At 66.6% G+C, this 10,853-nt stretch carries 7 protein-coding genes; 4 read left to right on the top strand and 3 right to left on the bottom strand.

Features of this window, described 5'->3' with window-relative positions:
* The first annotated feature begins 20 nt into the window (after positions 1–20).
* Positions 21–2,612: a tetratricopeptide repeat protein gene (locus ACWDN5_RS44340; RefSeq protein WP_449680491.1), complete on the top strand. Its 2,592-nt coding sequence runs from the start codon at positions 21–23 to the stop codon at positions 2,610–2,612.
* 4 nt (positions 2,613–2,616) lie between these two features.
* Positions 2,617–3,933, top strand: a complete 1,317-nt coding sequence (locus tag ACWDN5_RS44335; RefSeq protein WP_449680490.1) for a TIR domain-containing protein — start codon at positions 2,617–2,619, stop codon at positions 3,931–3,933.
* A 15-nt stretch (positions 3,934–3,948) separates the two neighbouring features.
* Here ACWDN5_RS44335 and ACWDN5_RS44330 read toward each other — a convergent pair whose 3' ends face one another.
* Positions 3,949–4,824: a DUF4231 domain-containing protein gene (locus tag ACWDN5_RS44330; protein WP_449680489.1), complete on the bottom strand. Its 876-nt coding sequence runs from the start codon at positions 4,822–4,824 to the stop codon at positions 3,949–3,951.
* A gap of 326 nt (positions 4,825–5,150) precedes the next feature.
* Between ACWDN5_RS44330 and fxsT the strand changes: the two genes are divergently transcribed.
* Both fxsT and ACWDN5_RS44320 read left to right on the top strand, forming a co-directional pair.
* The gene (gene fxsT / locus ACWDN5_RS44325; protein ID WP_449680488.1) at positions 5,151–7,343 is read left to right on the top strand and encodes an FxSxx-COOH system tetratricopeptide repeat protein; all 2,193 of its coding nucleotides are present in this window, start codon (positions 5,151–5,153) and stop codon (positions 7,341–7,343) included.
* Positions 7,344–7,408: 65 nt separating this feature from the next.
* Entirely contained in the window at positions 7,409–8,134 is a 726-nt protein-coding gene (locus ACWDN5_RS44320; protein ID WP_449680487.1) for a toll/interleukin-1 receptor domain-containing protein, read from the top strand.
* A gap of 284 nt (positions 8,135–8,418) precedes the next feature.
* On the opposite strand, the gene ACWDN5_RS44315 is transcribed toward ACWDN5_RS44320, so the two are convergent.
* Both ACWDN5_RS44315 and ACWDN5_RS44310 read right to left on the bottom strand, forming a co-directional pair.
* Complete coding sequence (locus ACWDN5_RS44315; protein ID WP_449680486.1) at positions 8,419–9,669, bottom strand: toll/interleukin-1 receptor domain-containing protein; 1,251 nt, start codon at positions 9,667–9,669, stop codon at positions 8,419–8,421.
* Positions 9,666–10,853, bottom strand: a 1,188-nt coding sequence (locus ACWDN5_RS44310) for an alpha-amylase family glycosyl hydrolase (protein WP_449680485.1), incomplete at its 5' end; no start/stop codon positions are given. The genes ACWDN5_RS44310 and ACWDN5_RS44315, both read right to left, overlap by 4 nt.

Below are 10,853 nucleotides of genomic sequence, written 5' to 3'. Positions count from 1 at the left end.
CCGGGCTCGTCGTCCGGGTCGTGGTACCCGGCGGCGTGCAGCGGGCTCAGCGCGAGGGGACCGGTGGGGCACCACCACAAGCGCGACCCGGGCGGCACAACCTGGCACAATGGCGCGGCAGGTCGGGCGATCCGGACGCGGCGGTCACCGAGCTAGCTCAGTTGCTCGAGGACCAGAAGCGAATCCTTGGGCCGGAACACCCCGGCACCCATGCCACCCACGCGAGCCTCGCCCAATGGCTGGTCGACAACGGAGAGCCACGGCGCGCCGCCGAAGAACTCGAGCTGCTGCTCGCCGAGACGCGAAGGTTCTCGGATCCCGACCACCCCACCTCGCTAGTGAGAATGAGCAGCCTGGCCGCTTCCTACCGCCGACTCGGCGAGTACCAGAAGGCCCGGCGGCTGGACACAGACGTTCTCGACCGCCGTCGCCGGCGGTTGGGCTCGGATCATCCCGACACGCTTTCGTCCGCGACCAACCTTGCCATCGACCTGCGCCTGCTCGGCGAGTACCAGGAGGCGAAGGAACTAGACCGGGACGTATTCGACCGCCGTCGCCGGCGGTTGGGCTCGGATCATCCCGACACGCTTTCGTCCGCGACCAACCTTGCCATCGACCTGCGCCAACTCGGCGAACACATGCAGGCGCTGGCCCTCGATCGCCTCACAGCCGCTCGACGGCGACAGCTCCGGCCGAGCGACCGGGACACCCGACGCGCAGAGCAGAGCGTCGCCACCCAGGAAAAGGGCTCGCCGAGAATCTTCCTTTCCCACTCGCCGAACGACACAGTCATCGCCGATGCGATCGTTTACGCGCTTCAGGCGAACGGCATGGTCGTCCGCACCGCGGGCATGTCGATCGCGCCCGGGGCGAAAATCGGCGGGGCGATCGATCGCGAGCTGGAGCTGTCCGACGCGGTGGTAGTCCTGCTCACCGAGAGCGGAATGCACCGGCAACAGCGAAGCGAGATCGATCTGGCGCTGCGTCGTGATGCTCTGACCATCCGCGTCGCCGTCGGCTCGCTGTCGCCGGACGTGGAGCGGAGCTTCCCGCTTCCCCTTTTTTCCCGACAGGGCATTCGGCTCGACGCAGCCACATCCGACGCGCTGGATACCCTGGCCACCAGCGTGCTCCGTGCCGTGGATGCCCGGCGGGAACTGACCACGAGCCCGCCGGCCGATGGACGGCACGCCGAGATGGCGAGCGCGGCGCCCATGGTGCGGGACGCGTTCGCGGCGGCCCACCGGCCGCTGCAGATGGACGACGAGGTTCCGGAGCTGCTGTGGCCAGGCCCGGTATGGGTTTCCGACGACGCCGCCCCGGCCGACCTCGACCGGTTCGCCCGCCACCTGTCGCACGGGCAGCTCGGCTATTTCGTGCACACCGCGGACTTGCCGCGGCACGCTCGGATCGCGCTTGACGAGATGCGGTTGAGCGGTACCCCGGTGATCACCGTCAGCGCGAGGTCGCTGCGGGCCGCGTACGCCGACCAACGCGTCGCCGGTTTCCTCACAGAGCTCGAGCGCGACTATGGCAACCGGGACAATCTGTTCGACACGAAGAACGCCCTGATCGACGAACGGTTCCTGTACGGTCGCGACCTACTGCTCAACACGATCGGCAGCGCCCTGCGCCGGGACGAGAACGTCCTGATCACCGGATTGCGCAAAGTGGGCAAGACCAGCCTGCTCAATATCCTGCGCCAGCGGCTGACCGATCGGCCGGTGTGCGTAGTGGACCTCCAGCGGTTCGACCGGCACAGCGAGGACTGGCCAGGCAGCCTGTTCAAGCTCATGGAAGCCGCGTTCGACAACTGGGGACGCGCCGAACACGAGGACTGGCCGTTCGTGTCCTCTTCGCCGGCCACCGCGACGGAGCTGGAAGCTGCACTGGAGGACCGGCAAGCGTACCTGCGATCGCAAGGGAAACCAGTCCGGAACCTAGTGGTCATCCTTGACGAACTGGAACGGATCTATCCCACGCCAGGCGAGGACCACGCGGCCCGGAAGTGGGTGCGGGCTACCGGCGCATTGCGCGCGCTGGCGCAGAGCGACCGGCGCCACGTCGTGGTCGTCGGAGCCGACCTCCGCCCCAGCGTCAACCGGGACAACGACCTCGGTCCGGCCGGCACCAACCCGTTCTTCGCCTTCTTCCAGGAAGTGCCGGTGACGCTCCTGGATCGCGACGCCGTCGAGCGGATGGTCCGGGACATCGGCCAGGCGATGGCGATCGACCGGATTTCCGGAGGCTTCGTGCGTGAACTGTTCGAAAAGACGGGCGGCCATCCGTCGCTGATCCGAACGATCGCTGCCGAGGCGAGCCGGGCACGCCGGGACAGGCACGCCCTGACCGGCAGCGACCTGGCCGCCGCGTTGGACCGCCTGTACGACGACGACGCCATCGGGTTCTTCTTCCGCAACAACCTATGGCAGCTCATGACCGCCGCAGAACAGGCTGTGGTGCGGAATCTCGCACTCGGCCGACCGATCCCGGGCTTCGTCCCGACGTCGGCGCAGCGCGCAGCGCGGGCGGCACTCCGGGCGCAGGGCCTGATCGGCGACTCAGTCCACATCGGACTTTTCCGATCGTGGCTCCGGGACGAGGAGTGCTGACCGGATGCCGAACCCCTTCCTTTCCCAGGAGCTGTTCGTCGGACGGGACGCGGCGTTGTCCCGGTTGGCCGAGGGCCTGCGTGACGGCCGGTCGACCCTGCTCATCGGCGGGCGCCGCGCGGGCAAGACGACGCTCACCCGGCACCTGACGCCGGATCTGGTCGGCCGTGCACTGCTGCGCACCGACGTGAGTGGCTGGGATCTGACTTCCGAGCAGGCGGCACTCGGGGCGCTGCTGGGCATCGCGACGGGGAAGCAGGAGACGACCCACCACAGCGCGTCCCGGCACGAGGTCGCGACCGCGCTGCGCGACGCGTCACCGCTCGCCCTGGTGATCGACGAGGCCGACAAGGTCCTGCTCGCCCAATGGGGCCCAGGCTTCTTTGCCTTTCTCCGTTGGCTGGACGATACCCATCTGCGCCACGACATCGCCATCCTGCTAGCCGGGGGTCCGGTACTCGCGTCGTTCCGCGACCCCGAGGACAAAGGGTCGCCACCGTTGAACACCGCGGAATCGCACTTCATCGACCCGCTGGACCGCGACGCGGTCGAGAAGCTGGCAGCTGGCGTGCCCGGCATCGACGTCGACAGCCTGATGGAACTGTGCGGCGGCCACGCCTGGCTCACGACGCGGCTGCTGGCGGCGCTTTACGGCGGGACGCCGTTCGAAGACGCGCAGGACGACGTCTTCGACATGGCGTCGAAGACGTTCCAAGTATGGGAACGGCAGCTCGGTGAAGGCGGTCGAGCCCTGTTGCGCTGTTTGCCCGCGGGCGGCGTCACCCGTGCGCAACTGCGTCAGAAGCCGTGGTCGAGGCATCGCGAGGCCGCGCGCCTCGGCCGCAGCATTGGCGCGCTGCGGCTCGATGCCGACCGGCTCCTGCCCGGGCCAAAGCTATTCAGCGACTGGTTCCTGGACCGCGACCCCGGCGAGCTGGAGTGGGACCTCGCGATCTCCTACGCCTCCGAGGACGAGACACTGGCCCGCGAGATCCACCGGCGGCTGCGCACCGAATTCAAGGTCTTCTACGCTCCCGAGGAAGACGCGGCACTCTGGGGCACCAACCTTAACAAGATACTGCCCAACACCTACGGCGTCAGCAGCCGCTACGTGCTGGTGATCAGTACCGAGATCTACGCAACGAAATATTGGACGCAGATCGAATACGAAGAAGCGGCGAGCAAGGCCCCGGATCGGATTCTGCTGCTGGATTGCGGGAAGTTGCCGGACCATATCCCCGACGGTGTCGTGTATCGAGGAAGCACGCCCGCGCAGATGGTAGGTCTCGTTGACGCTCTGCGCGAGAAGCTTGCCGGTTGATTTAGCTGATCTCGTCTACGCGTCCTCGTCGATGCCGAGTTTTGCCATCCATCCCTCGTTCTCGATGGAGATGACGCGCTCGCATGCCTGCACGAAGGCGTCATCGTCGAGGCCGTTGGCGCTGGAACGGCGGGCCAGAAGCCGCTCCAACTCGTCCGCCGTCCGGGTGAATTCGATTTGTTGGTGTTCGTAACGAGCGGCGCTGACGTGCGCGGCGATCGCGGTCGCGACCGTGGTGACCACGCCGATCCAGGCTGACACCGCGGCGGCGGGGAACACTGCGACGACGGCACCCAGTACGGCGGCGAACGCCCCGAGCCCTACCTCGAACCGGCGTCCCCACCGCACTCGTTCGGCCATCTTGCGCGCCTTCGGCCGGTAGTAGGTTTCGAGCTGGCTCAGTACGCGCTCTTCGGCGTACGAATCGATGCCGTTCACGAGCGGCAGCTGCCGCCGGACGGGCTCGATCCCGGCGACGTGCTTGAGCAGGTCCCCTGCTGAGGAGGTCAGCTCTTCCAGTCGCCGCTGCCCGATCGCCTCGCGGTTCCCGCTTCGGTACGCCCCGGCCCCGGCGAGGTAGCAGTAGACATCGGCCTTGAGCGCTTCCGACACTGATCGCGCGCGCGTCCAATCCCGGACCACCTGCGGTCCGGCTCCGGCGATGACGTACGAGGCGAGCGCGAGGGCGATACAGGAACAGGCGGCGAGAACCCGCCCCGGAACGGCGGCGGCCTCGAGCAGCTCGGCTGACGCCGTTCCGAGCACTGCCCCCGTGATGGTGAGCGTGAGGGCGGTCGTCCGAGCACGTGAGACGCGCGCCTTCAGCCGGCTGGCCGCCTGGGACCAGACGCTCTGCCGGCGCCAGAGCAGGGTGACGGTGGGGTCGGTCATGAGATCATCGTGGCTGCCCGCAGGTCCCAGGCCAAGCTTCTTGTGTCCTCCAGAACTCGGATCCGGACTCGGCCGACCGAAACGGTCGCAAGACGGACTCGACCGTGGCCCCTGCCGCCGATGCTAGCCGAGGGGTTCGGAACTTACGCACAAGGTTAATGAACGCGCAATCACTGCACCGTACGTCGCGGCAAGCACGCCGGTCGCAGGGCGTCGCGGTGCGGCGGCGTATTCTGCGGTTTCGTCGGCGGCTGGGTGCCGATGCGGGACCGCCGCAGTGGTCGTGTAGCCCGGCCCGGCCTCCGAGAGCTGAACTGGGACCTGGGATGCTGGATGACGTGAGTGGGGAGAACCCGGCGCGGCGGGTATTCATCAGCCACACCTCGGAGCTGCGGCGGCTGCCAGCCGGGCGGTCGTTCGTCGCAGCAGCCGAGTCGGCTATCCACCATGCGGGTGACACGCCGGTCGATATGAAGTACTTTCCGGCCAGGGACGAGACCTCTGCCCGAGTGTGCGAGGAAGCAGTGGCCGCGGCGGATGTTTTCGTACTCATTGTGGGTTTTCGCTACGGCTCCCCGGTGCGCGATCGCCCCGAGCTTTCCTACACCGAATTGGAATTCGAAGCCGCGGCCGAAGCCGGTTTGCCCCGGCTGGTGTTCTTTCTCGATGCTGACACGGGGGGCACCGCCGAGCTGTTCCGCGACACCCAGTACGGAGGCCGCCAAGATGATTTCCGACGAAGGCTGAGAGACTGCGGGCTGACTGTAACGACGGTCTCGTCGCCTGATCAGCTTGAGACCGCCGTATTGCACGCGTTGACCAGTTTGCCGCGGCCGGGTTCGGAGGCGCAGTCCCTTCGGGTGTGGGGCGTGCCGGCCCGTTCCGTGCAGTTCACCGGGCGTGAAGAACTGCTGGAGGCGCTGCGGACCGCGCTCGTAACCGGCCACCGGGCGATCGTCCAAGCCGTCCACGGCATGGGCGGGGTCGGCAAGACCACAGCCGCACTGGAGTATGTGCACCGGTATGGCGACGACTACGACGTGGTGTGGTGGATACCGGCTGACATCGCGTTGATTCCGGACCGGCTCGCCGAACTGGCCCGTGCTCTCGGCCTGGCTGGCACCACAGATAGTGGTGACGTGGCACTCGCCCGGCTGCTCGGTGAGCTGCGGCGCCGAGAACGGTGGTTGCTGGTGTTTGACAATGCAGACCAGCCGGCGACCGTGGGCAAGTTCCTGCCGGGCGGCCGCGGTCACGTCATCGTCACGTCCCGCAACCCAGACTGGAACGGTACGGCCAAGCCCTTGGCCATGGGTGACTTCACCCGATCGGAATCGATCCAGGTTCTCTGCTCCCGAGCTGCCCAGCTGGGCCAGGACGACGCCGGCCGGATCGCGGCAGCCCTGGGGGATCTGCCGCTGGCCGTGGACCAGGCGGCAGCTCTGCTGGCTGAAACGGGCTGGAGCGCACAGTACTATCTGGATCTGCTCGATGAGCGTGCCGAACAAGTCCTGGCACACGGTGAACCGGTCGGTGGGTACCCGGTGTCACTGGCAGCGTCCTGGGTGCTGACCTTCGACCGGCTCGCCACTGACCACCCTGCGGCACTGGAATTGCTGACCGTGGCGAGTTGGCTGGCGCCGGAGCCTGTTCCGCTCAGCTTGTTCACCGACCACGCCGGTCCGCTCCCGCGGTCGCTGGCCGAGGTCGCTGCGGACCCGCTCGCCTTCGCCGAGGTCGCCGCCGTACTTCGCAGGCAGAGCCTCGCTCGCATCACCACCGAAACCCTGCAACTGCACCGCGTTCCAGCTGCACTGCTCCGAGCGCGCACCTGTGGCGACAAGCCGGCTCCCAATGGCTGCTGGGACACAGTCGTCGTTCACCTGCTCGCCGGCGCCATACAGGGAACGGAGTGGGCGAGCCCGGCCGATGGGCCGCTCTGGCGACAGCTTTTGCCCCATGTCCTGGCTGTTACCGATCACACCCGGAACGTGGATTCGGTCGCCGAGCAAGTGGTTTGGCTGCTCGACCGCGCCGCCGCCTACCTCCACGCCCGAGGCGAACCTCGGCCGGCGAGTTCGCTCCTCGAACGTGTCTGTCGGCATCGCACGGAGGCATTGGGGGTGGATCATCCGGATACGTTGACCTCGGCCACCAACCTCGCCGTCGACTTGTGGAGTCTTGGTGAGTATGAGAGGGCGCGTGTGCTGAACGAGGAGACTTTTGCGCGGCGTCGTCGCGTGCTGGGGGCGGATCATCCGGATACGTTGACCTCGGCCACCAACCTCGCGTTGACCCTGTGGAACGCCGGCGAGCATGAGAGGGCGCGTGTGCTGAACGAGGAGACTTTTGCGCGGCGTCGTCGCGTGCTGGGGGCGGATCATCCGGATACGTTGACCTCGGCCACCAACCTTGCGCTGGACCTGTCCAGCCTGGGCGAGCACGAGCAAGCTCGTGTGCTCAACGAAGAAACGCTTGCCCGTCGCCGCGCGGGTAGCTGGCGCGGCCTCGAGAATTGAAGACGCCGGTCGGCGATGCGTTTCCTGCCTCGACGGTCGCCTTCGTCGAGCGATAGAGTTCAAGGGTGACTGACGATCGACGCTTCTCGGATCCGGCTCTGCGCATCCAAGGCTACCATAAAGAGCTCCTGGTGGACCTGCTCAATCGTCGTCCCGATCATTCGGTGCTCGACCATCCCGAGTGGTTCGACGATGCCAACCCCGAAGCGTTTCTCGAATTAGTTGACTTGAAACTCATCGAAGGGATAGAATACACGATAGCAGACAGTGGCACCTTGTCTATGACGATTGGCAATTTCGTTTCTCTTACCGAGGGTGGTCGGCGCGTGGCGAACGAAGCTCGCGCATTGCTGGCCGTGGGTACTCGCAAGGTCTTCGTTTCCTACGTTCGCGAAGACTCGGAAGATGTCGATCAGCTTTGCGGTGAGCTTGAAAAAATTGGTGTGCGCACCTGGCGAGATGTCGATGAACTCTTGCCCGGTGATGATTGGAAGGTGGCTATTCGGCGAGCGATCGAAGGTGGAGCAGGGTTCATTTGCTGCTTTTCCGGAAGTTTGGAGAGTCGATCTGCTACCTACATGCGCGAAGAGCTGACACTGGCTGTCGAGCAGCTTCGGAGGCGGCCTGTCGACAGTGGTTGGTTCATTCCGGTCCTTCTCGATGAGACTCGTGTCCCGGATGTACCGATTGGTGCGGGGCGAACGCTGCGAGACCTTCATTACATCCGCTGGTATGAATCTCGCGAACGATCTCTCGAGGCGATCGTGGCGGCGATGTCCCGACTTCCGTAGCGCAGACTGCGGCCGCCCGAGCGCTGGCGCCGGGCTTCGTTCGGTTGCGGCGGCCAGCGTACCGGAGAGCGGGAAGGCGATGTTCCGCAGCGAACCGCACCGAGTCCGGCCCTTTAGGCGGCCTGGCGCTTGCGGCCCACCTGCCAGGTTTCAGGCTGACGAACCTCATGCGTGGGGCTCGCGCCAGTCTCGCCTACCCACCGGTCGCTGAGCTTCTCTTTGATGAAACTCAAAGCTCGTCAATGTGGAGCCTCGAAGTCTTGCAACTACCGGCTCGAATGGTCTCAGCCGGCCGCAACCAGGTTGTGCCGGATGCGCAGCTGGTTGCGGATGCGCAGCAAACCCCGCTCGTCGTCGGGCGGTAGGGGCGGGGGGACCCAGACCATGCCCGGCATGGGGTTGGCCGGATGGTCGTTGCCGGCGACGAACAGGAACAGCAACGTGGGGAACCGGCCCTGGAGCTGCCGGAGCAGCCGCGGGTCCGGTGGGGCCGCCACCAGGACCGCGATCGGGCCGCTCGCCTTCTCGTAGGCGTCGAGCTCGGTGGCCAGTTCACTGTCGTTCGGGTTTTCGTCCAGGTAGCCGAGTCGTTCGACCAACTGCGCGCGAACGTCGCCGAGCAAGCGCTCCAGGTGGGCTTCCGAGGAAACCGATCCGGCGGAGTACGCGTACCACGGCAGCCATTGCGTGCAGGCGCGGCGCAGGTAGAGGAGCCCGGTCTGGGCTTGGGAGACGGCGATGCCAACGGCTTTCCGGTCGGGGTGGGCCAGCACGCGGGTGATGTCCTCGCGAACGGACTCCGGGAGGGCCGCCGAGGCGACCAGGAGGTCGACCAGCAGTTCGGCGTCTTCGGCCGGGGGTGGCGCCTTCTCCAGGAAGCGCTGCACCAGGCGCACGCAGTCCAGCGGAGGACCGTCGAAGTTCAGCAACCGGCGGGCGAGGTTGTTGATCAACGCGGCTCCGCGCACGGCGTCGGGGTCGAGGCCCAGGACACGGGCTGCTGTCGCGAGGGACGTGGGGCTGAGCCGCTCCAGCTGGGCACGGAGCCGGCCCTCGAGTTCTTCCGACGAGTTGTTGCGGTAGGCATCGATGTCCGCGAGGATCCGGGACAGGACCGCCCGTACCGCTTCCCCGCTCGGCAGTGCGTCGGCGTGCACGTCGTGCAGCCCGGCCTTGCCCAGCTGGCTTTCCCTGATCTCAGCCGCCCGCACGTCCATGCGGAGGACGAACAACCGGTTGAGGCCACGGTTGTCGACCCTGTCCTCGAGCGCGACGATGGTTTCGCGCAGGACCGGCGTCGAGGTGAGCGCCGAAGGCGACACGAGCAAGAGCACGGCGTGCGCCGACCGGATTTCCGCGCTCACCTCGGCCCACCAGTCTTCGCCGTTGCGCAGGCGCTCGTAGTCGACGATCGGGTGGAAGCCGAGGTCCGTCAGGGCTTCGACGATCTGCTGCAACCGCTCCCTGGTCTCCGGCTCGTGGGCGCTGTGGCTGATGAAGACCCGCGGCCGGAAGCCCGCTTCGCTGCCTGTCATGGTGACTCCGGATCGACGAGCGTCAACTGGAGCCACAGGAAACCGTGCCCGGGCAGCGTGAGAAGGTACGGCAGCTCGCCGATGGCCGGGAAGCTCACCCCGCCCTGCAAGTCGACCGGTGTCCGGCCGGTGAACTCGTGCAGGTCCAGCTCCACCGGCTGGGAGAACCTGGACAGGTTGTTCACGCAGAGCACGACGTCCTCGCCGCCGTCCGGGCGGCGCCATTGGCGCCTGTAGGTCAGCACACTCGGGTTGGACCCGCCGAGGTCGGTGCAGTCGCCTTCGGCGAACACGTGGTGTTGCTTGCGCAGCTCGATCATCCGCCGGGTCCAGTTCAGCAGAGAAGAGGCTCGGCTGGATTGGGCTTCGACGTTCAACGCCTGGTAGCCGAACTCCAGGCTGGTGACGACCGGGAGGTAGAGCCGGTCCGAGGGGGAGGTCGAGAACCCGGCGTTGCGGTCCGGGGTCCACTGCATGGGGGTGCGCACCGCGTCGCGGTCGCCGAGCCAGATGTTGTCTCCCATGCCGATCTCGTCACCGTAGTACAGAACGGGCGAACCGGGGAGCGACAGCAGTAGCGCGGTGAGCAGCTCCTGCTGGTTGCGGTCGTTGTCCAGCAGCGGGGCCAGCCGGCGGCGGATGCCGGTGTTGGCCTTCATGCGCGGGTCTGGGGCGTACTCCGCGTACATGTAGTCGCGCTCTTCGTCGGTAACCATCTCCAGCGTCAGCTCGTCGTGGTTGCGCAGGAAGATGCCCCATTGCGCGCCAGGGGGAATTTCGGGCGTATGGGTGAGGATTTCCGAGATCGGGAACCTGGATTCGCGTCGCACGGCCATGAAGATCCGCGGCATCAGCGGAAAGTGGAACGCCATGTGGCACTCGTCGCCGCTGGCCGCCGGGTCGCCGAAATACTCGACGACGTCCGAGGGCCACTGGTTGGCCTCGGCGAGCAGGATCCGGCTCGGGTACTCGTGGTCTACGATCTGCCTGAGGCGCTTGAGGAACTCGTGCGTGCGGGGCAGGTTCTCGCAGTTGGTGCCCTCCTGCTCGAACAGGTACGGCACGGCGTGCAGCCGGAACCCGTCGACGCCGAGGTCGAGCCAGAACCGCAGGACGTCGATCATCGCGTTCTGGACGTCGACGTTCTCGTAGTTCAGGTCGGGCTGGTGGGAGAAGAACCGGTG

This window comes from Amycolatopsis sp. NPDC003731 (assembly GCF_053586895.1).
The sequence above is the reverse complement of the archived record's forward strand: the minus strand, read 5'-3'. Positions and strand labels throughout refer to the sequence as shown.

What these genes read in the sequence shown, in the direction of transcription:
- fxsT (WP_449680488.1), top strand. Translation starts at nt 5,151, where the DNA reads ATGCTGGATGACGTGAGTGGGGAGAACCCGGCGCGGCGGGTATTCATC.
- ACWDN5_RS44315 (WP_449680486.1), bottom strand. Translation starts at nt 9,669, where the DNA reads ATGACAGGCAGCGAAGCGGGCTTCCGGCCGCGGGTCTTCATCAGCCAC.
- ACWDN5_RS44335 (WP_449680490.1), top strand. Translation starts at nt 2,617, where the DNA reads ATGCCGAACCCCTTCCTTTCCCAGGAGCTGTTCGTCGGACGGGACGCG.
- ACWDN5_RS44330 (WP_449680489.1), bottom strand. Translation starts at nt 4,824, where the DNA reads ATGACCGACCCCACCGTCACCCTGCTCTGGCGCCGGCAGAGCGTCTGG.